Annotated in this window: 21 protein-coding genes; 7 read left to right on the top strand and 14 right to left on the bottom strand. The window is 66.6% G+C overall.

Annotated elements, in window-relative coordinates; translation table 11 throughout:
* Positions 1–156 precede the first annotated feature (156 nt).
* The 3 genes from ilvD to KHC19_RS01580 form a co-directional block, all read right to left on the bottom strand.
* Entirely contained in the window at positions 157–1,989 is a 1,833-nt protein-coding gene (ilvD, locus tag KHC19_RS01590) for a dihydroxy-acid dehydratase (RefSeq protein WP_213350266.1), read from the bottom strand.
* Positions 1,990–2,126: 137 nt separating this feature from the next.
* On the bottom strand, positions 2,127–3,701 hold the full coding sequence (locus tag KHC19_RS01585) for a DHA2 family efflux MFS transporter permease subunit (RefSeq protein ID WP_213350265.1): 1,575 nt from the start codon (positions 3,699–3,701) through the stop codon (positions 2,127–2,129).
* Between the two features lie 43 nt (positions 3,702–3,744).
* On the bottom strand, positions 3,745–4,926 hold the full coding sequence (locus KHC19_RS01580; protein WP_213350264.1) for an HlyD family secretion protein: 1,182 nt from the start codon (positions 4,924–4,926) through the stop codon (positions 3,745–3,747).
* Positions 4,927–5,065: 139 nt separating this feature from the next.
* Here KHC19_RS01580 and KHC19_RS01575 point away from each other — a divergent pair, with 139 nt between their 5' ends.
* Entirely contained in the window at positions 5,066–5,725 is a 660-nt protein-coding gene (locus KHC19_RS01575; RefSeq protein ID WP_213350263.1) for a TetR/AcrR family transcriptional regulator, read from the top strand.
* A 132-nt stretch (positions 5,726–5,857) separates the two neighbouring features.
* Here KHC19_RS01575 and KHC19_RS26280 read toward each other — a convergent pair whose 3' ends face one another.
* The 6 genes from KHC19_RS26280 to KHC19_RS01545 all read right to left on the bottom strand — a co-directional run bounded on the left by KHC19_RS26280 (position 5,858) and on the right by KHC19_RS01545 (position 13,399).
* On the bottom strand, positions 5,858–7,960 hold the full coding sequence (locus KHC19_RS26280; RefSeq protein WP_213350262.1) for a M10 family metallopeptidase C-terminal domain-containing protein: 2,103 nt from the start codon (positions 7,958–7,960) through the stop codon (positions 5,858–5,860).
* A 1,313-nt stretch (positions 7,961–9,273) separates the two neighbouring features.
* Complete coding sequence (locus KHC19_RS01565) at positions 9,274–9,687, bottom strand: GlcG/HbpS family heme-binding protein (RefSeq protein WP_213350261.1); 414 nt, start codon at positions 9,685–9,687, stop codon at positions 9,274–9,276.
* Between the two features lie 36 nt (positions 9,688–9,723).
* Positions 9,724–10,356 (bottom strand): 3-oxo-tetronate 4-phosphate decarboxylase, encoded by a 633-nt coding sequence (gene otnC, locus KHC19_RS01560; RefSeq protein ID WP_213350260.1) that lies wholly within the window; start codon positions 10,354–10,356, stop codon positions 9,724–9,726.
* Positions 10,353–11,603, bottom strand: coding sequence for a 3-oxo-tetronate kinase (gene otnK / locus KHC19_RS01555; RefSeq protein WP_213350259.1), 1,251 nt, complete (start codon positions 11,601–11,603; stop codon positions 10,353–10,355). The genes otnC and otnK overlap by 4 nt, the downstream gene beginning before the upstream one ends.
* Before the next feature lies 1 nt (position 11,604).
* Entirely contained in the window at positions 11,605–12,597 is a 993-nt protein-coding gene (gene denD, locus KHC19_RS01550) for a D-erythronate dehydrogenase (protein WP_213350258.1), read from the bottom strand.
* Between the two features lie 13 nt (positions 12,598–12,610).
* Entirely contained in the window at positions 12,611–13,399 is a 789-nt protein-coding gene (locus KHC19_RS01545) for a FadR/GntR family transcriptional regulator (protein WP_213350257.1), read from the bottom strand.
* Between the two features lie 536 nt (positions 13,400–13,935).
* Between KHC19_RS01545 and KHC19_RS01540 the strand changes: the two genes are divergently transcribed.
* From KHC19_RS01540 to KHC19_RS01520, 5 genes are all read left to right on the top strand, one after another.
* Complete coding sequence (locus KHC19_RS01540; RefSeq protein WP_343207631.1) at positions 13,936–15,396, top strand: sugar ABC transporter ATP-binding protein; 1,461 nt, start codon at positions 13,936–13,938, stop codon at positions 15,394–15,396.
* An 18-nt stretch (positions 15,397–15,414) separates the two neighbouring features.
* Entirely contained in the window at positions 15,415–16,482 is a 1,068-nt protein-coding gene (locus KHC19_RS01535; RefSeq protein WP_246548082.1) for an ABC transporter permease, read from the top strand.
* Between the two features lie 158 nt (positions 16,483–16,640).
* Positions 16,641–17,651, top strand: a complete 1,011-nt coding sequence (locus tag KHC19_RS01530; RefSeq protein ID WP_213350256.1) for a sugar ABC transporter substrate-binding protein — start codon at positions 16,641–16,643, stop codon at positions 17,649–17,651.
* Positions 17,652–17,723: 72 nt separating this feature from the next.
* Positions 17,724–18,977, top strand: a complete 1,254-nt coding sequence (locus KHC19_RS01525) for an LVIVD repeat-containing protein (protein ID WP_246548080.1) — start codon at positions 17,724–17,726, stop codon at positions 18,975–18,977.
* 32 nt (positions 18,978–19,009) lie between these two features.
* Entirely contained in the window at positions 19,010–20,392 is a 1,383-nt protein-coding gene (locus KHC19_RS01520; protein WP_246548078.1) for an FAD-dependent oxidoreductase, read from the top strand.
* A gap of 287 nt (positions 20,393–20,679) precedes the next feature.
* Here the strand turns inward: KHC19_RS01520 and KHC19_RS01515 are convergent, their stop codons facing one another.
* From KHC19_RS01515 to KHC19_RS01505, 3 genes are all read right to left on the bottom strand, one after another.
* A complete protein-coding gene (locus tag KHC19_RS01515) occupies positions 20,680–21,591 on the bottom strand; it encodes an iron chelate uptake ABC transporter family permease subunit (protein ID WP_213350254.1) in 912 nt (303 codons plus the stop codon).
* 9 nt (positions 21,592–21,600) lie between these two features.
* Positions 21,601–21,930, bottom strand: a complete 330-nt coding sequence (locus tag KHC19_RS01510) for an iron chelate uptake ABC transporter family permease subunit (protein WP_343207630.1) — start codon at positions 21,928–21,930, stop codon at positions 21,601–21,603.
* 183 nt (positions 21,931–22,113) lie between these two features.
* Positions 22,114–23,016: a LysR substrate-binding domain-containing protein gene (locus tag KHC19_RS01505; RefSeq protein WP_213350252.1), complete on the bottom strand. Its 903-nt coding sequence runs from the start codon at positions 23,014–23,016 to the stop codon at positions 22,114–22,116.
* A 131-nt stretch (positions 23,017–23,147) separates the two neighbouring features.
* On the opposite strand from KHC19_RS01505, the gene KHC19_RS01500 reads away from it, so the two are divergent.
* On the top strand, positions 23,148–23,897 hold the full coding sequence (locus tag KHC19_RS01500; RefSeq protein ID WP_246548076.1) for an SDR family NAD(P)-dependent oxidoreductase: 750 nt from the start codon (positions 23,148–23,150) through the stop codon (positions 23,895–23,897).
* 181 nt (positions 23,898–24,078) lie between these two features.
* On the opposite strand, the gene KHC19_RS01495 is transcribed toward KHC19_RS01500, so the two are convergent.
* The gene (locus tag KHC19_RS01495; RefSeq protein WP_213350251.1) at positions 24,079–24,507 is read right to left on the bottom strand and encodes a VOC family protein; all 429 of its coding nucleotides are present in this window, start codon (positions 24,505–24,507) and stop codon (positions 24,079–24,081) included.
* A gap of 1 nt (position 24,508) precedes the next feature.
* Complete coding sequence (locus tag KHC19_RS01490) at positions 24,509–25,639, bottom strand: NADH:flavin oxidoreductase (protein WP_213350250.1); 1,131 nt, start codon at positions 25,637–25,639, stop codon at positions 24,509–24,511.
* Between the last annotated feature and the right edge of the window lie 56 nt (positions 25,640–25,695).

Here is a 25,695-nt window from a genome sequence, read left to right as displayed (position 1 = left end):
GGCCCTGCATCGGGCGGGCAATGCCTGTGCGGGGCAGGGGCGGCTTTGTCCCGAGGCGGGACGGGAAACGCCCCGTCCGACGCCGCGGCCGGAACGCCGCCCGCCGAGAGGCGAGCGGTGGCCGGCCGCGTTCGCGTCAGCTTGCGGCGGCGCGCGTCACGGCACCTGGCGGACCGCGCCCTTGGCGGCGCTGGTGGCCAGCGCCGCATAGGCCTTGAGCGCGGTGGTGACGTTGCGCTTGCGCGGCGCCGCCGGCTTCCAGCCCTTGGCTTCCTGCTCTTCCCGGCGGGCGGCGAGCTCGGCGTCGTCGACCGCGAGGTGGATGCGGCGGTTGGGGATGTCGATCTCGATGGTGTCGCCCTCGCGCACCAGGCCGATGGTGCCGCCTTCCGCCGCTTCCGGCGAGACGTGGCCGATGGACAGGCCCGAGGAGCCGCCGGAGAAGCGCCCGTCGGTGACGAGGGCGCAGAGCTTGCCGAGGCCCTTCGACTTCAGGTAGCTCGTGGGATAGAGCATCTCCTGCATGCCCGGGCCGCCGCGCGGGCCCTCATAGCGGATCAGCACGATCTGGCCCGGCTTGACCCGGTTGCCGAGAATGCCGGAGACGGCGTCGTCCTGGCTCTCGAACACGGTGGCGGTGCCGGTGAATTTGAGGATGCTCTCATCGACGCCGGCCGTCTTCACGATGCAGCCGTCCTCGGCGAGGTTGCCGTAGAGCACCGCGAGGCCGCCATCCTTGGAGAAGGCGTGCTCGTGATCGCGGATCACCCCGGTTTCGCGGTTGGTGTCGACGTCGTCATAGCGGGCGGACTGGCTGAACGCGACCTGGGTGGGCACGCCGCCCGGCCCGGCGCGGTAGAAGTCGTGCACCGCTTCGCTGGAGCTGCGCTTGACGTCCCAATGGTCGAGCGCCGCCTTCAGGCTGGTCGCATGGACCGAGCCGACGCTGGTGTCGAGCAGCCCCGCGCGGTCGAGTTCGCCGAGAATGCCCATGATGCCGCCAGCATGGTGGACGTCTTCCATGTGCACGTCGCCGACCGCCGGCGCCACCTTGCACAGCACCGGCACCCGCCGCGAGAGGCGGTCGATGTCGGCCATGGTGAAGGGCACCTCGCCCTCATGCGCGGCCGCCAGCAGATGCAGCACGGTGTTGGTGGAACCGCCCATGGCGATGTCCAGCGTCATGGCGTTCTCGAAGGCGGCGAAGCTGGCGATGGCGCGCGGCAGCACGCCGGCATCTTCCTGCTCGTAATAGCGGCGGGCGAGATCGACGATGAGATGGCCGGCCTCGACGAACAGTCGCTTGCGGTCGGCATGGGTGGCCAGCGTCGAGCCGTTGCCCGGCAGCGAGAGGCCGAGCGCCTCGGTGAGGCAGTTCATCGAATTGGCGGTGAACATGCCCGAGCAGGAGCCGCAGGTCGGGCAGGCCGAGCGCTCGATGGCCTTCACATCCTCGTCGGCGATGCGGTCGTCGGCGGCGGCCACCATGGCGTCGACGAGGTCGAGCGCCTTGGTCTTGCCGCCCAGCACCACCTTGCCGGCCTCCATCGGGCCGCCGGAGACGAAGACGGTGGGGATGTTGAGGCGCAGCGACGCCATCAGCATGCCCGGCGTGATCTTGTCGCAGTTGGAAATGCAGACCATGGCATCGGCGCAATGCGCGTTGACCATGTACTCCACGCTGTCGGCGATGAGCTCGCGCGACGGCAGCGAATAGAGCATGCCGTCATGGCCCATGGCGATGCCGTCATCGACCGCGATGGTGTTGAATTCCTTGGCGACGCCGCCGGCCGCCTCGATCTCGCGCGCCACCAGCTGGCCGAGGTCCTTCAGGTGGACATGGCCGGGCACGAACTGGGTGAACGAGTTGACCACCGCGATGATCGGCTTGCCGAAATCGTCGTCCTTCATGCCGGTGGCGCGCCAGAGGCCGCGCGCACCGGCCATGTTCCGCCCATGGGTGGTGGTGCGAGAGCGATAGGCCGGCATGGAATTCCTCCAATTTGTTCGCCGCGCTTATGCGCCCGCCATTGGCGCGGCGCAACCGTTTCCAGCGGCCGCGCGGGGGCAGGGCGGTGCCGCGGCAGGCCCGGCCGAGGCGGCGGGCCGGGCCTGAAATGGCGGGCCTAGTGGCCGCCGCCGCCGCCCTTGTGGACGGGGCGGCGCATCAGCGGCGCGGCGATCACCAGCAGGCAGAACAGGCCGGTCAGCACCAGGAACACATCGGAGAAGGCCATCACCTCCGCCTCGATACGCACCTGCGCGGCCATCTTCTTCAGGGCGGCGATATCCGCATCCGAGCCGAGCGGCGCCAGCGCCTTGGTCATGGAATCGAGCCGTTCGACCGCGGTCACGCTGGCCCATTGCACCTTCTCGTGCAGCCGGGCGAGGTGCAGGTCCCAGCGATCGTTCAGCACGGTGTTGATGAGGGCGAGGCCGACCGCGCCGCCGAGATTGCGCATCAGGTTGAACAGGCCCGAGGCGTTCTTCAGCTGCGCCGGCGGCAGGGTGCCGAGCGAGATGTTGTTGATGGGGATCATCGCCATCATCAGCCCGACGCCGCGCAGGATCTGCGGCACCAGCAGCTCCCAGAAGTCCCAGTCCTTGGTGAGGCCGGTGACCTGCCAGGTGCCGATGGCGAAGGCGGTGAAGCCGAAGCCGATCATCAGCCGCGGATCGACCTTCGCCACCAGCCGCCCGGCCAGCGGTGCGGTGAGGAACATGGCGAGGCCGGAGACGAACATGGTCTCGCCGATCATCAGCGCCGAATAGCCGCGCACCCGGGCGAGATAGAGCGGGTAGAGATAGGTGAGCCCGTAAAGCCCGATGCCCAGCACGAAGCTGAAGGCGGAGCCGACCGAGAAATTGCGGTTGGCGAAGGCCTTGAGATCCACCACCGGCTCCTTCGCCATCAGCACGCGGGCGAAGAAGGCGACGGACGACACCGCGCCGACGATGGCGAAGACGAAGATGGCCTCGTCCTCGAACCAGTCATTGGTCGGGCCTTCCTCCAGTACGAATTCGAGACTGCCGAGGAAGCCGGCCATGAAGAGCAGGCCCCACCAGTCGAAGCGTTCCAGCAGCGAGAAGTCCGGCTCGTCGAAATCGACCAGCACCGCGGTGGCCACCATGACGAAGAGGCCGGGCACGACGTTGACGAGGAACAGCCAGTGCCAGGAGAACAGGTCGGTGAGATAGCCGCCGATGGTCGGGCCGATGGTGGGGGCGAGGGTGGCGACGAGGCCGATCATCGGCGTGACGATGGGCTGCTTCTCGCGCGGGAAGATCGAATAGGCGGCGGCGAAGACGGTGGGGATCATGCCGCCGCCGAGGAAGCCCTGCAGGGCGCGATAGACGATCATCTGCTCGATGCTGGTCGCCGTGGCGCACAGGAAGCTCATCAGCGTGAAGCCGGCCGCCGAGGCGACGAACAGCCAGCGCGTCGAGAGGGCGCGCGACAGGAAGCCCGAGAGCGGGATCATCACCACTTCGGCGATGAGGTAGCTGGTCTGCACCCAGGAGATCTCGTCGGAACTGGCGGCGAGGCCGGCCTGGATCTCCGACAGCGAAGCCGAGACGATCTGGATGTCCAGGATCGCCATGAACATGCCGAAGACCATGCACAGGAAGGCGAACATCCGCCTCCCTTCCGAGGAGGCGGGACGCGCGCCGGCGGCACCGAGGGTCAATGTATCCGACATGACGCCCTCCTGGGCGCTCTACAGGATGTGATCGCGCGTGCGCTCAGCCGCCGGTGCGGGTGTTGACGGTGGCGATCACCGACATGCCGGGCCGCAGCTCCGCCTTGGCCCGCGCCGCCGCGTCGAGCTCGACGCGCACCGGCACGCGCTGGACGATCTTGGTGAAGTTGCCGGTGGCGTTCTCCGGCGGCAGCAGGCTGAACACCGAGCCCGAGGCCGGCGCGACGCTGACCACCTGGCCATGGAACGTCTCGTCGGGATAGGCATCGACGGAGATATCGACCCGCTGGCCGGGATGCAGCCGCTCCAGCTGCGTTTCCTTGAAATTGGCGTCGACATAGACCTCGCTGATCGGCACCAGCGCCGCCAGCCGGGTGCCGGCCTGCACCAGCTGGCCGACCTGCACGGCGCGATTGCCGACGATGCCGTCGAAGGGCGCGCGCACCACGGTGAAGTCGAGGTCGCGCTGCGCCTGGTCGCGCGAGGTGCGGTACTCGTCGAGCAGGCGGGTGGCCTCGGTGCGCTGGGCGTCGAGCACCGCGACATTGGCCTGTGCCGAGGTCACGGCCGCCTTGGCGGCATCGACGGCGGCCTGCGCCTTGTCGCGGTCGGCACGGGCGTTGTCGAGCGTCGCCCGGCTGGAATATTGCGACTTCACCAGCTCCGACTGCCGATCGAATTCGAGCTGGGTGCGCTTGAGCTCCGCCTCGGTGGAGGCCTGCTGCGCCTGCGCCTGGTCGACGCTCGCCTGCGCCGCGTCGATCTGCCGGCCATAGCGGTCGATCGTCGCCTGCTGGGTGGCGATCTTGTTCTCCGCCGCCTGCAAGGCGAGCTTGTAGTCGCCATCGTCGATGCGGGCGATGACGTCGCCCGCCTTGACCGGCTGGTTGGTATCCACCTCGACGCCCAGTATGTGGCCGCTGACCTTGGCCGCGAGGATGGAGGTGTCGGCGCCGACATAGGCGTCGTCGGTCGACACCTGGAACCGGCCGACCTTCCACCAGTCGAGCCCGTAATAGCTGCCGCCGGCGATGACGGCGAGCAGCACGGCGCCGAGCACGAGCCGCTTGCGCGAGCGCTTGGGCCGGGCGGGCGCCGCCTCGACCGCGCCGCCCGGCGCGGGAGCTTCCGCTGCCGGCTTGCGCAGGGTGAGCGGCACCGGGTCGCTGCCGCGCCGCTGTTCCGTCTCCACGGCTTGCACTGCCTTCGCTTCGACTTGAGCCATGATCGCCCTCCGGCAGCGCTGGACGCTGCAACTAAACCGTTCAGTTCAATTTCTCTGTTGCATATCAAACTAAACAGTTTAGTCAATAGGCTTGACAGCGAGGCCCGCCGTGGCCTTTGTCGAAAAGCCGGAGGCAAGCATGAACGAGATCGTCGAGAAGCCCACGGGACGAGCCGCCCCGCGTACCGAACAGGAATCGTCGAAGCGCCGCGAGATCATCGACGGCGCGCGGCGGGTCTTCTTCGAGAAGGGCTATGACGGCGCCAGCATGGACGAGGTCGCCAAGGCGGCGGGCGTCTCCAAAGCGACGATCTACGTCTATTTCGGCAGCAAGGAAGATCTCTTCGAGGCGCTGGTGCTCAATGACCGCGCCCGTTCGGCCGAGCATCTGTTCGTGGTCGATCCGTCGGCCGACGATACCGTGGCGTTCCTGCGCCGCATCGGCATTTCCTTCATGACGATGATGCTGCAGCCCGATCACATCCGGCTGATCCGCATGGTGATCGGGGCTGCCGAGAAGCTGCCGCATATCGGACAGGTGTTTTTCGAGGCCGGCCCCTGCCACGGCGGGCGGCGGCTCGCCGACATATTGCGCCAGCAGGCCGATCTCGGCCGCCTGGTGCTGGACGACGAGATCTCGGCCGCGCACATGTTCCTCAACATGTGCCAGGGCAAGCTGGTGAAGGGCCAGTTGTTCGGCGGCACCACCGCGACGCCGACGCCCGCGGAAATCGAAGAACATGTCGACCGCGCGGTGCGGGTCTTCATGGCGGCATATGGGAAGAAGGCCGACGCCTGAGGCGGACATTTCCGGGTGCCGGCTTGCCGCTGGAGGCCCGATCGGGCTGCGGCGATGGCGGCGTCGCGGCGGGAGAGTGGTGTCGGGCGAGGGGCCGTAACGGGCGAGGCGCCAGCCACCGGCGCCCGGATCTCAGACGAACAGGAAATTGCTGTCGGTGAGGGAGGCGAGCTTGGCGTTCTGCAGCACGATGCCGTCGCTGCCGTCCCAGATCACCACATCCGTCTCGCTCTGGAACGCCGCCGCCAGCGCCACCTCCAGCGAGGCGAAGATCGCGCTGTCGAACACCACCCGGTCGCGGGTGACGTTCCAGTCGACGAAATAGTCGACCCCGCCGCCCTGCTCGATAATGGCGTAGTCATAGCCCAGCCCGCCATAATAGGCGTCGGTGCCCTTGCCGCCGGTCATGTAGTCGTTGCCGCTCTCGCCGAACAGCCGGTCGTTGCCGTCATGGCCGTAGAGACTGTCCGCTCCGCCGCCGCCATAGAGATTGTTGCCGAGTTCGTTGCCGGTGACGATGTTGTTCCTGCCATTGCCGCCGGCATCGGTCGCCGTCCCGAACAGCACGATGTTCTCGAAGTCGTTGTCCAACCCACGGCTGACCGAGGTCCACAGCGTATCGGTGCCCTGGGCGGGGGCCTCGTAGACCACGTCGGAGAGGCTGTCGACGATATAGGTGTCGTTGCCGGTGCCGCCGATCAGCGCGTCGCCGCCGCTGCCGCCGTCGAGATGGTCGTTGCCCCCCATGCCGTAGAGCACGTCGGCATCGGCGCCGCCATAAAGCGCGTTGCTGCCGGCATTGCCCGCCAGCAGGTTGGCGAGGTCGTTGCCCCGCAACTCGATGTTGCCGAAGCCTTCCTCCGCCTTGCCCTGCTCGACATTCGCCGGCAGCACATAGCCGCTGAACCGCACATAGACGGTGTCGGTGCCCTGGTTCGCCGTCTCGACGACCGTGTCGTCGGAATGATCGACCACATAGCTGTCGTCGCCGTCGCGCCCGGCCATGCTGTCGGCGCCGCCATTGCCGTTCAGGACGTTGTGGCCGGCATTGCCGTGGAGCGTATCGTTGCCGCCGCCGCCGAGGGCGTTCTCGATCAGCGAAGCGGGATCGCCGTTGAACAGGTAGGAATTGTAGACGGTCCCGAGCGCCAGATGACCATATCCCAGATCGGAGCGCTGCTGCTGCGAGGTGATGCTCCAGGAGCCCGGATCGAGGTCGATCGCGACGCCGGCAGGGTAGTTCGACATGTCGTAGATGTCGGTGCCGCCGCCGTCCCAGATGGTCAGCAGGATCCTGTTGGCGCCCGGCACGCCCTGGCCGACGCCGTTGACCGACATCTGCCCAGTGGACGGGTTCCATGAATAGGCGGTGTTGCCGTTGTTGTAGTCGTAATTGGCGCCGTAGAGCGTCTGCAGCGCCAATATGTCGATCATCATATAGGTCTGCGGATGACCATATGTTTCGACCGTCAGGTAATTGAGCGGGCCGCCGGGATATGAGCGGTAGCTCATCAGCGAGAATTCGACGGCGTCCCGGTCTTCCGGCAGCAGCGTGAAGCCCGCTCCACCGTCATGGCCATGCTTCAGGCCGAGCGTGTGGCCCAGCTCATGAACCAGCGCGTAATAGGCATAGTTGCCCAGCACCGGCTTGCGGTAATCGAACTCCGTTCCGTTATAGACCGTGCCGAACCAGATATCGCCGCTCTCGCCGCGGTCGGTTTCGGGATTGCTGCTCTGGCGCGGATAATAGCCATAGGCCGTGGGATTGGCGGCCGAGGAGATGGCGAGCCGGATATCGCCCAGCCCGTTCGCCCCCTGGCCGAGGCCGCCCTGCTCGCTGATCGCGAGCTTGGTGAAGGCCGAAACGCTGTTGTAGGTCTGGACCTGCGTCGTGTTGCCGACGACCTGGCCGATAAGGGCCGCGCGCGTGGCGTTCTGCTGCTGCTGCGTCACGGGAGCGAAATTGTTCTGCAGCTCGTGGTAGTTATACTGGTTGTTCATCCCGTAGCCGAAGGGATATTGCGACGTGGCCGTGGGAAAGCTGAATGTCGGCGCGCTCGTCCACCTGACGCCGTAGATGAGGCCGTCTATGTAGGGATTGCCGGTCTTGTCGACCGGCGCCGCCGCGGCGGCCGCGGCGAGGCTGTTGCCGGCAAGGCCATTGTCCGGCGCGGGAGAGGGATCGATGCCGTCATCAAGATGACCGCGTTCATCCAGCGCTTCGGAGTGGCTCACGATAGGATTCCTCTCTTCCGCAACTCGGCCTCATCTCCGCGCGCCGGGGATGCCGCGAAACGGGCGGGCAAGGGGGCGGAGCGTCGGGACGGGGCGTGAGGGCGAGATCGGTACAGGCGCGCAGCTGCCGGCGGAATCAGTCCCGAATGGAGGCGGACATGCTCGGGCACTTGCACCTGACCTTGGCCTGATCCGTGCGGATCATGGAGCACTGTTCTTCTCTTTGACCGGGATCCTTGTACTTGCCTTCCCCAAAGTCAATGTCGGTCACGGGCAGGCAGACGTCTGGCGCAACGTCTCGATGACGTCGAGCGTGCCGGCGATAGGACGAAGCTGAAGGGCTTGAGCTGTCGCGATGCCGGGCGGTGAGTGCCAGAACCGCGAGGAGAGTGGCCGAGCGCATTGCGGGTCGCGCTCGGCCATGCCGAGCATCGCGCTGCCTGGGGCGGGCGCGACACGGGGCGGCGTCTCAATAGGATGTCTTCGCCGCCGCGAATAGTTAAACTTTCGCAACCATGGATGCGGAGGCGGCGCGGCTCGGCTCGGCTCGCTGCTGTCGCTCCACACGCCGCGACCTGTGCGGCCCGCCGCCCCCGAATGGTCGCCGGCAGCGGACGCGCCGTCTCTCCCCGCGGCAGGTTCATGCCGCAGCATGCCGTCCGGGCTGCACCAGATCACCCCACGAGACCGGGACGATGACAATTCGGGCGGGAACATGGTTGGCTCGCCCCGGCCGGGGGCGGAGCGGGATGTTCCAAAATCCGAAGCGCGCCCTATCTGCTTCTGGAGCATTCGGATGGAGGACGTAATGGATCGTCGGGGATTTCTGTTGGGATTGCTCGGTCTTGCCGGGGCGGGAGCAACTATCGGCGCGGTCATGTCGTCCGCCGAGGCATCGGTCCTGGGGCAGTTGAAGGACGCCGTTCCCCTCGATCCCGCATCCGAGGCGGCAGGCGCAACGCCGGATGGGACGCCGGTAGAGGCAACCCAATGGGGCCCGCCCCCTCCGCGTCGCGTGCCGGGCCGCCGCCGCAGACGTGTCCGCGTCTGTCGCCGTGTTCGGGATCGCTGGGGGCGTCGGCGCACGCGCTGCTGGTATGAGTGGCGCTAGCGCCCGTCACGACCACCTCCGGTCCGATGTCCCGGTCGCGGAGGGCATGACCGCGCTGGACCGTGATTGAACGAAGAGGCCTGATGGCCTTCGAGCCCTGAAGGGCGGGAAAGCGCATCGGAGGGGGCGCATCGTTTCGGCGCCCGCCTCGTAACAGGTAACGGCCGTGGACCGACTTTCACGGCCGTGGCGGCGAGTGCCGTCAATAGTCGCCGAGGATCGCCGCCCCGACGCGGCCCACATCGCCGTCCGCTTCGTCGCTGGCGCCGGATACGCCGATCGCCCCGATGATTTCCGTGCCGGCCTTCAGCAAGACGCCGCCGTCGAGCGGGACGCCGTTGGGGATGCAGAGCAAGGCGAGGCGCCCTTCGCCCTCGACGACATCCTGGAAGTCTTTCGTATCGCGGCGGAAAAGCACCGCGGTGCGCGCCTTGAGCGTCGCGATCTCCACACTGCCGACCTGTGCGCCGTCGTCCCGGTGGAGCAGGATGAGGTGCCCGCCATCATCCACGATGGCGATGACGAGCCTGAGGCCGAGCTTCTTCGCCTCGGCCTCGGCTGCGGCTGCGATCGCCTTGGCCGCTTCGAGCGTGAGCATGGTTTTCGTGGCAAGCATGTCTTCCCCCGGGATAGAATGGCGTCTCGGTATGGATCACCGGAGCCTGAAAGTGGCGTTGAGGTCGTCGATGGCGGCTTTCGTCAGTTGCCGGCGTGGAAGGCCACGGAGGATGATCGCGAGCTTCGCGGCTTCTTCCAGTTCCTCGATGGCGTAGGCCGCGGCATCGAGCGTGGCGGACGAGACGATCGGCCCGTGATTTTCGAGAAGCGCCGCGCAATGATCCGCGACGACCGCGACGATCAGCGGCTTGATGTCCGCCGAACCCGGCCGCGTATAGGGCAGGACGGGGACCCGGCCGACGCGCATCACCGCATAAGGTGTGAGCGGGATCAGGGCATTGGCGGGGTCGGTATCCGAGAGGCAGGACAGCGCGGTTGCGTAGGTCGCGTGCAGGTGCACCACCGCGCCGCAAGGGCGGCCTTCATAGAAGGCGAAGTGCAGCGGCAGTTCCTTGGTGGGCGGGTCGCCGGCGACATGATGGCCGGCGGCATCGAGCTTCGAGAGCCTGTCCGGGTCGAGGAAGCCGAGGCAGGAATTGGTCGGTGTGGCAATAAACCCGTCGTCGATGCGGGCGGAGATGTTGCCCGAGGACCCGGCCGTCAGGCCGCGCTCGAAGAACGACTTGCCCCATCGGACGATATTCGCGCGGATCGCCGGTTCGTTCATGGCCGTGCCATCGCTCTCAGGGATTTCTCGAAGACATCCGGCGCGCCGAAATTGCCGCTCTTCAACGCCAGCGCGACCGGACCGTCGCGCCAGCCGACGAGCACGGGTATGCCGGGGTCTATCTCCCGGCCGACCTGCAGGCTGCCCAATTGGAGCGCCTCCACCACCGCGCCCGAGGTCTCGCCGCCGCCCACGACGACGCGGCGTAGGCCGGTATCGACCAGAAGGCGCGCGAGCCGGGCGAAGAAGTCCTCGATCCGGCTGGCGATCGTCTCCCGCCCGAACCGGGCCTGGGCGTCGGAAACCGTTTCGGCGACCGCCGTGGAATAGATGATGGGGGTCTCATCCCCCCGCTCGCGGATCCAGCAGGCGACGGCCTCTATGGTGATTTCCCCGCGCATCAGGGCGGCAGGGTCAATGGCGAAGGAGGGGTGGTGCGCGCCATAAAGCGCCACCTGCTGCTGGGAGGCGGTGGAGCACGACCCGCACAGCACGATGGCCGGCCCATCGACCGCCGGCGTTTCGGGCAAGGCGGCCGAAAGCCGGCCCTTGGCCCGGAAATTCGCCGGCAAGCCCTGCGCGATGCCCGATCCGCCCGTCACCAGGGGATGATCGGCGACGGCCTTGCCGATGGTCAGCAGATCCTCGTCCGCCACGGCGTCGATTACGACCAGCCGCCGGCCGGCTTCGCGCTCTGCGCGAAGGGCCGCCCGGACCGCATCCGATCCCGCCCGGACCGTCTCCAGATGAACGGCGCCCACGGCCCCCTGCGTCTGACGCGCGAGCCAGCGACGAATGTCGGGATCCACCATCGGTGTCAGCGGGTGGTGCCGCATGCCGGTTTCCGAGAGCAGCCGGTCGCCGACGAAGAGATGGCCCATGAAAAGGCGCCGGCCCGTGCCCGGAAAGGCGGGGCAAACGACGGCCATGTCTGCGCCGAGAAGGTCCAGCAACGCCTCCGCGACCGGGCCGATATTGCCCTCGGGCGTCGAATCGAAGGTCGAGCAGTATTTGAAGACGATCTGCTCGCATCCTTGATCGAGCAGCCATCGGACCGCCGCGAGGGATTGGGAAACGGCATCCGCGACAGGGATGGAACGGGTTTTCAGCGCCACGACGCCCGCATCGCACGCGCGCGCGCCGTGGCCGATGCCCGAGAACTGCACCGTCGACATGCCGCCCCGCGCGAGTGTGTTCGCGAGGTCGCTCGCACCGGTGAAATCGTCCGCGATGGCGCCGAGCAGCATGTCAGGCCCTCTCCGAAACCGCGCTTTCCAGCTCGTCCTCGATATGGACGCGGATGATCTCCTCGAAGGAGGTTTCGGCGCGGAAGCCCAGCGCCTCGGCGCGGCGGGCGTCGAAATTCTGCGGCCAGCCGGCGATGATGTTCGCGATCGTCGCGTTGGGTTCCCGGCGGATCAGCCGCGTCGCGGCGTCCCCTGCCACGCGGCGTAGCGCCTCGATCTGGTCGCCGACCGTGGCCGAAAGGCCGGGCATGGTGATGGTGCGGAGCTGGCCGAGCGAGCGGGTGTCGATCTCCGCGGCGTGGAGCAGGAAGCCATTGGCGGCGCGCGGGCTCGCGAACCAGTGCCGCACCGTGTCGCTGACCGGCAATACGGCTTCCTCGCCGATGAGCGGCTCGCGGAGGATCGACGAGAAGAAGCCGGAGGCGGCCTTGTTGGGCTTGCCGGGCCGGATCGAGATCGTCGGCAGGCGGATGCCGATGCCGTCGAAGATGCCCCGGCGCGAATAATCTGCCAGCAGAAGTTCGCCGATGGCTTTCTGGGTGCCGTAGCTGGTCAGCGGCGTCAGACACTGGGTGTCGCTGATCATCGGGGGCAGGGGCTCTCCGAAGACCACGATCGACGAGGTGAAGACGAGGCGTGGCATATAGGGGCGCTGCATGCCCTCGCGGCGCACCGCCTCGAAAAGCGCGCGGGTGCCATCGAGATTGACACTGTAGCCCTTGTCGAAATCCGCTTCCGCCTCGCCGGAAACCACGGCGGCCAGGTGGAAGATGAGGTCGGGCCGCGAGGCGACCAGCGCCGCCGCGGCGCCCGGGTTGGAGAGGTCGATCGCGACGGCGTCGATCTCGCCGGGAAAATCCGGCTTTTCCGGCACCACGATATCGGCAAGCACCATGCGGCGGATCGGCCGACCGCTGACCTTTCCGGCCGTCGCGAGCGCGCGCGCCAGCTTGCGGCCGATCATGCCGGCCGCGCCGATGATCAATATGTCCATGTAAGCCTGCTCCTCAGGGTCTGCCGACGGTCTTGAAGGGCACCGGTTCCGCGGGGGTCTTCGCGGCCGAGGCATGGCTGCCTTCGCCGATGGCGCGCGACGTGTCGTGAATTCTCAGAATGTGCTCGGAGAAGGCCGCTGCGACCGCATCCGGGTTGCGCATCTTCAGCGCCCTGACGATGAAGCGGTGATCCTCGAGGCTCTTCTCGATGGCCCCCGGCTCGGCCATGGCGATGCGCCGATGGTCGAGCATGTAGGTGTAGAGATCCACGACGAAATCCGCGAGCAGCCGGTTCGTGGAGGCGTAGTAGATGGTGAGGTGGAATTCGCGGTCGCAGATGAGAAACCGCACCGGATCGTTCAGCGCCTCTTCCTGTGCGGCGATCGAATCTTCCAGCCGCCGGATGTCGTCGGCGCCTAGGTTGCGGGCCGCATCGGCGGCGACGGCGGTTTCCACCAGAAGCCGCGCGGCATGCACCGCCTCGAGGCTGTAGCCGTTGATGGAGGTGGGATTGGTGACGCCGATCCGTTGGGTGCTGACGGTGACGTCGACGCGGGTGACGCGCGTGCGCGCACCCTGGGATACCTGAACCACGCCTTCGCCCGCCAGAAGCTGAACCGCGCCGCGTACCGTCTCCCGGCTGACGGCGAGCATGGTGGAAAGCTCGCGCTCGCTCGGCAGTTCGTCGCCCAATTGCAGGATGCCCGAGGCGATCATCGAGACGATCTTGTCCCGGATCATCCCCTTGGCGGTCTGCTTGTGGATCGTCTCGTGCAGAGGCGACAGCGGAAGGCTCGGCATGGCGTCACTCCAAACTGGACTGATTTATAGTCCAGTTAAACCATTCGGAAACGGCTGTCACTCACCCGCGGTGCGGAAATTTTGATCGCCGGCATAAAAGCGCCCGGCGGAGCGCGGATGGATAGGGTGGCCCGGACTGGTGAGTTTTCTGCGCGACATTGCCCGGTAGGTCGGTATCTCCTGTGTGTATGTCGTTCGTTTCCTTGCGAATATGTTCGGCTTGCGCTGATTTTCCGGCTGGCCTCGTTCCGGCGGTAAAGGCCGGAAGCGCTCATTCCGAGGTTGGGAGAAGAATCTAACTGGTTTGGTGCCTTGACCAGTTGACAGGTGAGGGGGGCGTCTCTAGCGTCCCGTCATCGGCGAGGCGGAAGATCTCGCCCCGGGCCCGCTCCCAGGAGTGGCGTGCCCGTCGGAGGAGGAAGTTTCATGCTGCGGGTTGGGCGCGTCCTGTCGCGGGCCGCGAGAGGTCTGTCGTGAGTGCGGTCGGGCCGTCGGCCAATATCCGGCCGGCGGGCGGTGAACCGCGAAATATCCTTGTGGCTCACGGCATCACGAAGGGTTTCCCGGGCGTATTGGCACTCGACAATGTCGATTTCGACGTTCGCTCCGGCGAAGTCACGGCGCTGCTCGGCGAGAACGGCGCCGGTAAATCCACCCTGATCAAGCTCATGGCGGGGTTCTACGCTCCCGATCGCGGCGAGATCACCGTCGATGGCGTGCCCTTGCAGGCCGATCCGGCCTCGGCGCATCGCATCGGCGTTGCCACCATCCACCAGGACGCCCATCTGGTGCCGGCGATGTCGGTGGCCGAGAACATCATGCTCGGCCGTTGGCCCGGGCGCTATGGATGGGTCTCGAGGCGGGCGCAGAAGCAGAAGGCGCGTGCCGCCGTCGACCGCGTCGCGCCGCATCTCAACATCTCCACGCCGGCCGGGCGCCTGTCGCCCGCGGATCAGCAACTGGTGGAGATCGCGCGTGCCATTTCCGAGGATTCCAAGATCCTCATCATGGACGAGCCGACGACCTCGCTGTCGCCGCCGGAGATCGAACGGCTTTTCCGCGTTGTCGAGGATCTGAAGTCGAACGGCCTCGGCATCGTCTTCGTCTCGCACTGGCTGGAGGAGGTCTTCGCCATCGCCGACCGCGTCACCGTGCTGCGCGACGGCCGGCTGGTCGGCACGAAGCCGATCGCCGAGCTCGACCACGACAAGGTCATCCGCATGATGGTCGGCCGCGAGGTGCGCGAGGCGCTGCACAAGCCGCGCCCGGTCGGCGAGGTGGTGATGCGCGTCGACAAGCTGTCGCGGCAGGGCGTTCTCGACGACATATCGTTCGAGGTCCGCGCCGGCGAGATCGTCGGCATGTCCGGCCTCGTGGGGGCCGGCCGCAGCGAGCTCGCGGCCTGCATCTTCGGCATCGACCCTTACGATCGCGGCTCCGTCGAGGTCGGCGGAATACCCATCCGGTCGAACGACCCCAAGGCGGCGATCGATGCCGGCATCGGTCTCGTGCCGGAAGACCGGCGCCGGCAGGCGCTCGTCGGGCTGATGAGCGTTCGCAGCAACATGACGCTCAGCATCTTCGATCGCGTCACGCGCTACGGCTTCCTGTCGAGCCGGATCGAAGAGGAGATCGCCGCGCGCGAGATGAAGAGCCTCGCGGTCAAGGCGGCGTCCTCGAAGGTACGCGTCTCGACGCTGTCGGGCGGCAATCAGCAGAAGGTCGTTCTCGGCCGCTGGCTGGCGCGCCGGCCGAGGCTGCTGATCCTCGATGAGCCGACAAAGGGGATCGATGTCGGGGCCAAGTCGGAAATCAGCGAACTGATCGTCCGGCTGGCGGAAAGCGGCATGGCGATCCTGCTCATCAGCTCGGAGCTGCCGGAAATCCTGTCGCTGTCGGATCGCGTCCTCGTCATGCGGTCGGGGCGCATCTCCGCGAAGCTGTCGCGGGCGGAGGCCACCGGCGAGACCATCATGAGCTACGCGACCACAGGCTGAGCGTTGGGGAGACACGGAATGACAATGGAGAATACTCAGGCGAGCAGCCTCGCCCCCGCCGGACAGGCCGGACTGCAGGGATTGCGCGGTCGCCTCTCGTTCATCGACCTCATGCAGAGCGTCGGCCTGCTCGGCGTGATCCTGCTCGGCGGCGCCGTCATGAGCGTGCTCAGCCCGGTGTTCGCGACGACGCGCAACATCGAGAACGTTCTTCAGTCGGCAACCATCATCGCCGTCGTCGCGATCGGACAGACCTTCGTCATCCTCGTGGCCGGCATCGACCTCTCGGTCGCCTCGGTCCTCGTCCTGTCCTCCGTGCTGTCGGTGGGGCTGGTGCAGTTTCAGGGGCTTTCGCCTGAAATCGGCGTGGTGGTGGCGCTGGCCGCCGGCGTCGGCATCGGCCTCATCAACGGGCTCGCCGTCACGAAACTGCGCATTCCCGCGCTGATCGCCACGCTCGCCACCATGACGATCGCCCGCGGCCTCGCCTACATCTATTCCGGCGGTACCAATATCGCGCCGGTGCCGCGATTCTTCGTCGATTTCCAGGCCGCGCGCATTCTCGGCATTCCGGCGGTCATCGTCCTGACGCTGGTGCTCGCGGTGATCGCGCAGATCGTGCTCTCCCGCACCTCCTTCGGACGGTCGATCTACGCGACGGGCGGCAATCCGCTGGCGGCGCGGCTGGCCGGCATCAAGACGGAGCGGGTGATCGTCCTCGCCTTCATGATTTCCGGCCTGATGTCGGCCATCGCCGGCCTGTTGATCACCGCCCGTTTCGAGGCGGGGGCGGCGACGGCGGCGCAGGGCCTGGAACTCGCTGTCATCGCGGCGGTGGTCATCGGCGGCGTCAGCCTTTTCGGCGGCGAGGGGAACATTGGCAGCATGCTGCTCGGCGTGGTGCTGCTCGGCCTGGTGCAGAACGCGGTCAATCTCCTGAACGTGCCGCCCAACTGGGACTCGGTCGTCTCCGGCCTGGTCATCGCGGCGGCGGCCTCCCTCGATGTCTATCGCCGCAACTATCTGGAGGCGGGCATGCGCAGGAAGGTGATCGCCACCAAGTCGGCGCGCACGCCGAAAACCTGACATGTCGCGAGGGTGACCTCCGGCCCAGCCGTACCGATGCGATCAGACGGACAAAACGTCCGGGGGAAACGGGATCATTTCGCCTGGAAACCAAGTGCAGCAGCAACGCCAATAACACCCGGAAAGGGTGGCTCAAGGTCCAATTGGGAGGAAGCACAATGCATAACAAGATCACGATGCCGACGACACGCCGCACCGTTCTGCAACTCACCGCAGGCGCGGCCTTCATGCTGACGGGCGCCCTCGGCCTGCCGGGTGCGGCCTCGGCGGCAGACAGCGTTCTCAAGGGCAAGACCCTCGCCTATATCGCTTTCGGCCTGCAATACGAATACCAGGTGACGCTGGTCGATCACGTCAGGAAGCTGGCCGCCGAGAAGGGGATGAAGATCTCCGTCTATGACGGCAAGGGCGACGCCTCGACGCAGACGACGCAGCTGCTCGACGTGCTGTCCAAGCAGCCGGATATCATCCTGCTCAACCCCGTCGATGCCAAGCTGCTGCAGGGCGGCGTGCGCAAGGCTAACGAGGCCAAGATCCCGCTGTTCATGCTCGAGAACCTGCCGCCGGAAGGCGAGTGGGTGGCCTACAACACCTTCGACGACGTGGCCGGCGGCCGAGCGGCGGCCGATGCCGTGGCGAAGCTGACCGGCGGCAAGGGGCGGGTGCTGGAAGTGCGCGGCGCGATCGGCTCCGGCCAGTCGCAGAAGCGCTACGACGGCTTCCACCAGCAGATGAAGGAAAAATATCCCGACATCACCATCGAGACGCTGAAGGCGGAATGGACGGCGGACAACGCGCAGACGCTGACCGTCGACGCCTTTACCCGCGATCCGAACGTCGCGGCCATCTGGGCGCATAATGACGAGATGATCCGCGGGGTCGTCTCGGCGCTTCGCCAGATCAATCGGTTGGAACTGGTCGGCGAAAAGGGGCACATCCCGGTCATCGGCTTCGACGGCACGCCGCTGGGCCTGCAGCGTATCCGCGAGGGGACGCAGACCGCCGATGTCGGCCAGGATCCGTTCTCCATGGGCAGTTCGATCGTAAAGGAGATGGAGAACCATTTCTCCGGCAAGCCGGTCGAAAAGAACACGCTCATCCAGCCTGTCATGATCTGGAAGGAGAACGTCAACAGCCCGGATAACTGGGGCAACAAGGTCAAGAGCTGATCCATGCAGTCAGCGGCGGAGCGCGACGGATCGCGCCCCGCCGGCATGTATTTCGAACGGATTGGATGAGCCATGGCGAAAGACATCATGAAACCCGACCATGCCCGAAACATGCGGCTGATCGGCCATTCGGACCAGGGGGGATTGCGCGACGGCATTCAGGTCATGGTCCAGGATGGATTTGCGTATGTGGGGCATCTTTTCAGTCAGGGTTTTTCGATCGTCGACGTGCGCGATCCCGCCAATCCGAAAGCCGCCGGCTATGTGAAGGCCCCGGCCAATACCTGGAACGTGCATCTCCAGGTCGCCGATGGCCTGCTCCTGGTCGTTCACGGCAAGGATGTCTTTGCCGATGCCGGCTTCGCCGACGAGGCGTCCTATTACAAGGCCGCGGCCGGCACCGCGCTCGGCACCGCCGCGCCGAAGGCCGCCCGCGACTGGGATGCCGGCCTCGCCATCTATGATATCGCCACCAAGCCCGGCGAGCCCCGGCGCATCGGCTTCATGCCGGTCTCCGGCGGCATTCACCGCATCTGGTGGACGGGCGGCAAGTGGGCCTATGTGTCGGCGCTGCTCGACGGCTATACCGATTTCATCTTCATGACCGTCGACATGTCCGATCCGGCGAACCCGCGCGAGGCGGGGCGCTACGCGCTGCCGGGCATGCATCAGGCGGCCGGCGAGACGCCCGCCTGGCCGGCCAACGCGAAGTGCGGCCTGCACCACGCGATCGTCGACGGGAATATCGCCTGGGGGGCATGGCGCGATGCCGGCCTGGTGGTGATGGATGTCTCCGACCGGACGAGGCCCTCCCTCATCCGCCACACCAACTGGTCGCCGCCCTTCCAGGGCGGTACGCATAATTGCCTGCCGATCGCCGGGCGCGACATTCTCGTCGTCGTCGACGAGGCGGTGCTCGACGACTTCGAGGACGGGCTCAAGAACATCTGGATCTTCGATGTGAAGGATCCGGCAAACCCCGTTCCGATCGCGACCATGCCGCCGCCGTCGGATCAGGACTATACGCATAAGGGCGCCCATTACGGGCCGCACAACATCCACGAGAACCGGCCGGGGAGCTTCCAGAGTTCCTCGCTGATCTTCTCCACTTGGCAGAATGCCGGCGTGCGCGTCTACGACATCTCCAACGCCTATCAGCCGAAGGAAGTGGGGGCGCTCGTGCCGCCGCCGCCTTCCGGGCTGATGGACCGGCGCCCCGGCAAGAAACCGATCATCCAGTCCTGCGACATCTTCGTCGACACGGCCGGGCTCGCCTATGTCACCGACTACAATGCCGGTCTTTACATCATGGAATATCTCGGCTGAGCCGGCTCGGACGCTTTTCGGAAGGAATGAAAATGAATCTGTTCGGCTCCTATGATGTGGTGGTGACCGGCGCCGGCTCTTCCGGCATCGTCGCGGCCATCCGCGCGGCCCGCGAGGGGGCGAAGGTGTTGCTGCTGGAGGGGACCGGCTTTCTCGGCGGCCTCATCACCGGCGGTCGACTGACCAAGCCGACCGGGCTCATCAACTCGAAGATCTTCGAAGAGATGCTCGACCGCTGCGTCGCCTATCGCGGTGCGGACGGGCGCATCCGGGAATCCTACTGGGGCAAGTACACCGGCACCTTCGATGCCGAGGTGATGCAGCGCGTGATCATCGAGATGGTCGAGGAATCGGGCGTCGAGGTCCTGCTGCGCGCCAATGTGGTCCAGTCGGTGATGAAGGACGGTGTGCTCCACGGGCTGATCATCCGCACGAAATCGGGCGAAAGTCTCGTTCTCGCCAAGGCTTTCATCGATGCGTCGGGCGACGGCGATGTCGCGGCGCTGGCCGGCGCGCGATTCATGCTCGGGCGCGAAGGCGACGGGCTGACCCAGCCGATCACCTCCTATTTCAGGGTGCTGAACGTCAACGTCCCCGCGCTCATCGCCGATTGCGAGGCGAACCGGGCGGATATGTGGGAGGTCGTCTATCCGAAGGAGGCGGGCGACCGCAACGAGGACTATGCGATGGCGGTCCTGCTCACCGGCTTCCAGCAGCGCATCAAGGACAAGGTGGCGGAAGGGTTCGACTGGATCATCCCCAAGGACCACATTACCATGAAGACCGGACTCATCCCCGGCGAGATCAGCGTCAACGTGACCCGGTACCAGGGCAACGGGCTCGACGACCGGGACCTGAGCCGGGCGGAAATCGAGATCCGCAAGCAGGCCTATTGCGCCTTCGATTTCCTGCAGCGCTATGTGAAGGGGTTCGAGGATGCGATCTTCCTCGAGGTCGCGCCGAAACTCGGCGTGCGCGAGACCCGTCGCATCACCGGGCAATACGTCCTGACGGAAGCCGACGCGCGCGGCAACCGGCGCTTCGACGATGCGATCGGGCTCTGCAATTCGCCCGTGGACGTGCATGAGCCGGGTGGCAGCCGCGCCATCATGGATCATGTCGGCATCGGCTACGGCATTCCCTACCGTACGCTGGTGCCGCTCGACGTCGACAACCTTCTCGTCGCCGGCCGCTGCATCTCCGTCGATGCGATCGCCTTCGGCTCCACCCGCAATGTCCCTGCCTGCACCATGACCGGCGAGGCGGCGGCGATCGCGGCCGCCATGGCGGCAGGGCGCGGCGTGCCGACCTCGGCGATTTCGGCCGCCGAGGTGCAGGCGCGCCTTCGCGACCTCGGTGTCTGGCTCGGCACGCCGGACGAGGAGGTTCCGGACGTGCTGAAACAGGCGAGCTGAAGGACGGGTCCGACAGGTTTCGCGGAGACGGTGCCGCGACGCGAAATACCGGGGCGAGGCCCGCAAGGGCAAGATGGAGCGCACCGTCTCCCCACGATGCGCTCCATCTCCACAGACACGAATGTCCGCAGCCTGCCTCGCGGCAGGCCGCCGGAAACTACAGATGCCGAGCATGCTGTAAGGTTGCCGGAGCATGACGAAGACGTAACGAAGGAGGAGGGGCCTTCAGGCCGCCTTCCCGACGGAGAATTTGCGTGGCGAGCCCTTTTGAGGTGGCTGTTACCTCGTCAACGCCTCCGCATCAGCCACAGCACATACGGGCCGCCTATCAACGACGCGACGCCGCCGGCCGGGATTTCCAACGGAAACAGGACGGTGCGGCCGATCCAGTCCGCGATCATCATCACCAATCCACCGAAGGCGGCCGAGGCAAGGAGATGCCCGGCGATCCGCCGGAAGCCGAACAGCCGGGCCATATGCGGTCCTGCGAGCCCCACGAAGCTGAGCGGTCCTACCGACAGCGTCGCCGTCGCCGCGGCCGCCAGCACGACAATGGCCAGGCGGATGGGCGTCAACGCGACACCGAGAGCCTTGGCGCCTGGCTCGCCCAGCCCCAGGATTTCCAAGGACCGGACCAGCGGCAGGGAGGCGAGGGAGACGAGCGCCGCCATCGCCACGACGACATAGGCCTCCGCCTGGGTGATCCGATAGGTGGATTCTGCCATCCACGACAACAGAAGCGTCGAGCGTGGATCGCCCGTCGCCAGGACCATCGCGCACAGCGCCATGCTGACGGATCCTATCGCGATCCCCGTCAACAGCAGTCGCTCGGAGGTAAAGCCGGTTCGCAGGGAGATCGTGACAAGGGTGCTCACCGCCGCGAACGCCCCGGCAAACGCCAGGATCGATACCCAGCCGGTATTAAGCCGGGGGAACCACATCATCGCGAGTATCACGGCGATGGCCGCGCCCGGCGAAATGCCGAGCATTTCAGGCGATGCCATCGGGTTTCTGGTCAGACGTTGCATCAACGCCCCGGCGCAGCCGAGCATGGCGCCTGACCCGAACGCGGCGAGCAGGCGCGGTCCCCGCCATGGCCAAAGAAGCACGGCGTCGGACCATGCATCGATCCGCCATCCCTCGGCATCGCGGCCGGCCATCGAGGCCAATGCGAAAGCGCCGATCAGTATGAGGCTCATCGCGATCGGTCACGGGCCGAGCCGGGAGACCTGAGGTATCGAACCGGCGCCGGGGCGTGACGCCGGCAGGCGCCCGATCATCAACAGCAGCAGCGGCGCGCCGATGAGCGAGGTGACTGCGCCGGTCGGAACGCCGTCCAGCAGCGCGAGATGACGTACCGCGAGATCCGTGAGGCCGAGCAGCGCGGCGCCGACAGCCGGCGCGGCAATGAGGCGCTGCCGAACCGTACGCACGCCGATGGCATTGCACAGGGCGTTGGACGCGAGGCCGATGAAGCCGATGACGCCGACACCGGAGGCGACGGCGGCGCTCAATCCCACCGCCACTGCGAGCGCCACCCCGCGAACGGCTCCGCCTATGTGTTCGACGGACGCGCGGAAACTATTGAGCGGTGCTTCGTTACCAGGGAGAATTTGCGAGCGGCGCGTCTCGAAAAGCCCCTCCGAGACCGATCACAGGTTCATCCGCTGGTTTCCTGTACGTTCTCGACGTCGAGGATGTGTCACTCCAGAGCGCGGCGATCAGAGTTCCAACCTCAGAGGTCGGAACGTTGCCGCGAGATGGTCGATGAAGGCCCGGACTGCGGGCGGCAGGCCGCGGCGCGTGGTGAAGACGAGGTGGACGATGCCGATCTGTCCGCCCCAGCCGGGCAAAAGCTGGACGAGGCGGCCGGCCGCGAGGTCGTCGCGGCAGACATGATCGGGCAACAACGCCACCCCCAGGCCGGCGGCGGCCGCCTCGCGCAACGCCGCGAAATCGCGGCAGGTGAGCCGCGGCTCGTGCCGCAGGCTGAAGGTGGCACCGTCCAGCCCCGCGAGATCCCAGACGATCTCTCCGGTCTCGTCGCTGGAGCCTAGCGTCGGCAGGTCCGCGAGCCCGCCGATACCGGCCTCCCCCAGCGCGTTCGCCCATGCCGGGCTGGCGACCAGTATGCGCTGCGAACGGCCGAGCGTGCGCAGGGTGAGCGCGGCGTCGGTGGTGATGTCGACGCGCACCCGCAGCGCGACATCAATGTGCTCGGCGATCAGGTCGACTGGCTGGTCGGCGACGATCACCTGCAGATGCACCTTCGGATGGCGCGACAGGAAGACGGGAAGTCCCGGCGACAGCACCTCCACCATGCCAGTCGGGCAGGCGAAGCGCACCCGGCCGCGCGGCTCGCTCTGTGCCTGCGCCACCAGCGCCTCGGCCTGCTCGGCTTCCTCCAGCATGGCGCGGCAGCGCGCATAAAACGCCTCGCCCACCTCAGTGACCCGGAAGCGCCGCGAAGATCGCTCGATGAGGCGCACGCCGAGCTGCGCCTCGAGACCGGCAATGCGGCGGCTCAGCCGCGACTTCGGCAGGCGCAGCGCCCGGCCGGCGGCGGCAAAGCCGCCATGCTTCACCACCTCGGCGAAGAAGGCATAGTCGTTGAGGTCGGGCATGGCGCGTCGATCATCGTTCCATTTGTGGAACGCAAGGTGCCATATTCGCCGTCTACACGCATCAGCGTTCCCGTTCGATATCTCTCGACATCAGGCGCGGCCCATCATGGCCGCAGAGATGGAGACGGATCATGAGCAGGTTCAGCAACAAGGTCGTGGTGGTCACCGGCGGCACCAGCGGCATCGGGCTCGCGACGGCGAAAGCCTTCGTGGCGGAGGGGGCGTCGGTTTTCATCACCGGCCGCAGGCAAGAGGCGCTCGACGCCGCGGTGAAGGCGATCGGCGGCGACATCACCGGCGTGCGCGGCGACATGTCGAAGCTCGCCGATATCGACCGCCTCTATGACGCCGTGCAGCAGCGCTATGCGCAGATCGACGTGGTGTTCGCCAATGCCGGGGGCGGCAGCTTCGCCCCGCTCGGCGCCATCGATGAGGCGCATTTCGACGAGACCTTCGCCACGAATGTGAAGGGCGTGCTGTTCACCGTGCAGAAGGCGCTGCCGCTGCTGCGCGACGGGGGCTCGGTGGTGCTCACCGGCTCGGTCACCGGGTCCACCGGCAACCCGGCTTTCAGCGTCTACAGCGCCACCAAGGCGGCGGTACGCAATTTCGCCCGCAACTGGATCCTCGACCTGAAGGATCGGCATATCCGGGTGAACGTCGTCAGCCCCGGCGTGATCGAGACGGCGGGTCTCAACGATCTGTTCGGCGGCGGGGCGCAGGCCGAGGGCGTGAAGACCGGCATGGTCGCTTCCATTCCCGCCGGCCGGGTCGGCAAGCCCGAGGACGTCGCCGACGCGGTGCTGTTCCTGGCCTCCGACGCCGCCAGTTTCGTCAACGGCGCCGAGCTCTTCGTGGACGGCGGCATGACGCAGATTTGAGAGCAGGTCGGCTGACAGGTCAGTGCCGGGAGTGGTCCGGCGCTGACCGTGCCGTACGCGGCCTGTCACCCCGGAACGCGTGGTTTTACCGAGCGGCCATCGGCGACCATGGCCGCGACGCCATCGGCGCTGCGATCCTGACTACCTGCGATCGAGCGGAGGATGGCGTCGTTTCTCGCCCCTAGGCGCGGGCTTCCTCGCCTCGAGCCGGCTCGCGTGGATTGGTGCAGAAGATCGCGATCTTGTTGCCAAGCGGATCGCGCAGATAGGCGGCGTAGAACCGGGGTCCGTAGTCGTCCCGGAAGCCCGGCGCTCCCTCATTCGTTCCCCCGGCCTTCAGTCCTGCTGCGTGCAAAGTGCGGACGTCATCGTGGGTCTGCGCGCGGAAGGCGATCATCGTGCCATTGCCAACCGTGGCCGGTTCGCCATCATAGGGCGGCACGACATAGAAGGCGCCGGGACCGTTGTGCCGGTCCGGGATGCCGGGAAGAGAATAGATCAGTTTCCCTTTCCATCGCTTCAGCTCATAGCCAAGTACGGGAAGGAAAGCGGAGTAGAAGTGCTCGGACTGCGTTATATCGTTCGAGCCGACCATGACATAGCTCAGCATGTTAAATCCTCGGCTGGTCGTCTGTTTTTGTTGGGCAATGTTCCGCATCCTCCCGGGCAACGAAGCCGTCCCAGGCTGTACGCATGTAGTCGATGAAAGGGAGGCTCAGTCCCATTTCCCGAAGATGGGCCGCACTCACCGGCAATGTCGGTGAAACATAGGCGGGGTTCGCTCGGGCGCGCAGGGGGAAGTCAGGGCAAAGGATGGCGGCGCGTGCGATCAGCACGAAATCACAGCCTTCCTGCAGAAGCTCGGCACATCGCGCGACATCCCTGATTTTGCCGGCGACACCGAGACGCACCCCGTGACGTGGCAGTCCGGTGAAGGCGCTCAACATGCTGCGGTCCCGGTATGAGCCCTCCGGTGCAGCCTGGCGGGAATCCCACAGCGCCAGATCGAAGTAATCGATCTTCTGTTGGTGCATGACCTCCGCAGCGACATCGACCAGTTCTTCGAAGCGGAGCCCGTAACGCTCCACCGACAGCCGCAGGCCGATCTGGAAGTCCGGCCGGCAAGCCGCGCGAATACCGTCGATCACCTCGAATATCAGCCTTGCCCGGTTCTCCAGGCTGCCGCCATAGCGATCGGTGCGCCGGTTGAGCAGGGGCGAGAGGAATTCCGAAAGGATCCAGCCGAAGGCGCCGTGGACGGCCACGCCGTCGAAGCCGGCCCTTTCCGCACGCCGTGCTGCGTGGACGAAGGAGTCGCGAATGCGCTCGACCTCGTCGAGGTTCAGCGCCGCGTAGCCCGGCGCATTGCCCTCCGATGCCGGTGCCGGCACGCCACCCAGTTCCGGCCGCGCCCGATGGCCGGCGTGATGGATCTGCACGGCCGAGAGAGCGCCGCCCGCGCGGATCGCGTCAGCCATTCGGCTGAGCTCTGGGGCCAGGTCGTCATCATGGATGCCGAGCTGGCCCCTGAAGGCACGGCCACCCGCCTCGACGGTCGTGGCGCAGGTCTGCACCAGCGCGTAGCCGCCTCGAGCCACGCGCTTCATCCATTCAACGTCGTCGTCCGTCGCCCTGCCATCCGGTGCGCTCTGCTGGTTGGTAAGCGGTGCCAGCATGAAGCGGTTCTTCATGGCGGGGCCACGCCGCAGCGGCAGGGGTTCGAAAAGCTCGGCCGTGCGCATGGGCGCTCCGCTGTGCCTTTAGTATGGGGCAGAAGCGCCGTGCGCTCCTGCCCCGC

The organism is Ancylobacter oerskovii, from assembly GCF_018390555.1.
In the GTDB taxonomy this organism is placed as follows: Bacteria; Pseudomonadota; Alphaproteobacteria; order Rhizobiales; family Xanthobacteraceae; genus Ancylobacter; species Ancylobacter oerskovii.
The sequence above is the reverse complement of the archived record's forward strand: the minus strand, read 5'-3'. Positions and strand labels throughout refer to the sequence as shown.

What these genes read in the sequence shown, in the direction of transcription:
- ilvD (WP_213350266.1), bottom strand. Translation starts at nt 1,989, where the DNA reads ATGCCGGCCTATCGCTCTCGCACCACCACCCATGGGCGGAACATGGCC.
- KHC19_RS01585 (WP_213350265.1), bottom strand. Translation starts at nt 3,701, where the DNA reads ATGTCGGATACATTGACCCTCGGTGCCGCCGGCGCGCGTCCCGCCTCC.
- KHC19_RS01580 (WP_213350264.1), bottom strand. Translation starts at nt 4,926, where the DNA reads ATGGCTCAAGTCGAAGCGAAGGCAGTGCAAGCCGTGGAGACGGAACAG.
- KHC19_RS01575 (WP_213350263.1), top strand. Translation starts at nt 5,066, where the DNA reads ATGAACGAGATCGTCGAGAAGCCCACGGGACGAGCCGCCCCGCGTACC.
- KHC19_RS01565 (WP_213350261.1), bottom strand. Translation starts at nt 9,687, where the DNA reads ATGCTTGCCACGAAAACCATGCTCACGCTCGAAGCGGCCAAGGCGATC.
- otnC (WP_213350260.1), bottom strand. Translation starts at nt 10,356, where the DNA reads ATGAACGAACCGGCGATCCGCGCGAATATCGTCCGATGGGGCAAGTCG.
- otnK (WP_213350259.1), bottom strand. Translation starts at nt 11,603, where the DNA reads ATGCTGCTCGGCGCCATCGCGGACGATTTCACCGGTGCGAGCGACCTC.
- denD (WP_213350258.1), bottom strand. Translation starts at nt 12,597, where the DNA reads ATGGACATATTGATCATCGGCGCGGCCGGCATGATCGGCCGCAAGCTG.
- KHC19_RS01545 (WP_213350257.1), bottom strand. Translation starts at nt 13,399, where the DNA reads ATGCCGAGCCTTCCGCTGTCGCCTCTGCACGAGACGATCCACAAGCAG.
- KHC19_RS01535 (WP_246548082.1), top strand. Translation starts at nt 15,415, where the DNA reads ATGACAATGGAGAATACTCAGGCGAGCAGCCTCGCCCCCGCCGGACAG.
- KHC19_RS01530 (WP_213350256.1), top strand. Translation starts at nt 16,641, where the DNA reads ATGCATAACAAGATCACGATGCCGACGACACGCCGCACCGTTCTGCAA.
- KHC19_RS01525 (WP_246548080.1), top strand. Translation starts at nt 17,724, where the DNA reads ATGGCGAAAGACATCATGAAACCCGACCATGCCCGAAACATGCGGCTG.
- KHC19_RS01520 (WP_246548078.1), top strand. Translation starts at nt 19,010, where the DNA reads ATGAATCTGTTCGGCTCCTATGATGTGGTGGTGACCGGCGCCGGCTCT.
- KHC19_RS01515 (WP_213350254.1), bottom strand. Translation starts at nt 21,591, where the DNA reads ATGAGCCTCATACTGATCGGCGCTTTCGCATTGGCCTCGATGGCCGGC.
- KHC19_RS01505 (WP_213350252.1), bottom strand. Translation starts at nt 23,016, where the DNA reads ATGCCCGACCTCAACGACTATGCCTTCTTCGCCGAGGTGGTGAAGCAT.
- KHC19_RS01500 (WP_246548076.1), top strand. Translation starts at nt 23,148, where the DNA reads ATGAGCAGGTTCAGCAACAAGGTCGTGGTGGTCACCGGCGGCACCAGC.
- KHC19_RS01495 (WP_213350251.1), bottom strand. Translation starts at nt 24,507, where the DNA reads ATGCTGAGCTATGTCATGGTCGGCTCGAACGATATAACGCAGTCCGAG.
- KHC19_RS01490 (WP_213350250.1), bottom strand. Translation starts at nt 25,639, where the DNA reads ATGCGCACGGCCGAGCTTTTCGAACCCCTGCCGCTGCGGCGTGGCCCC.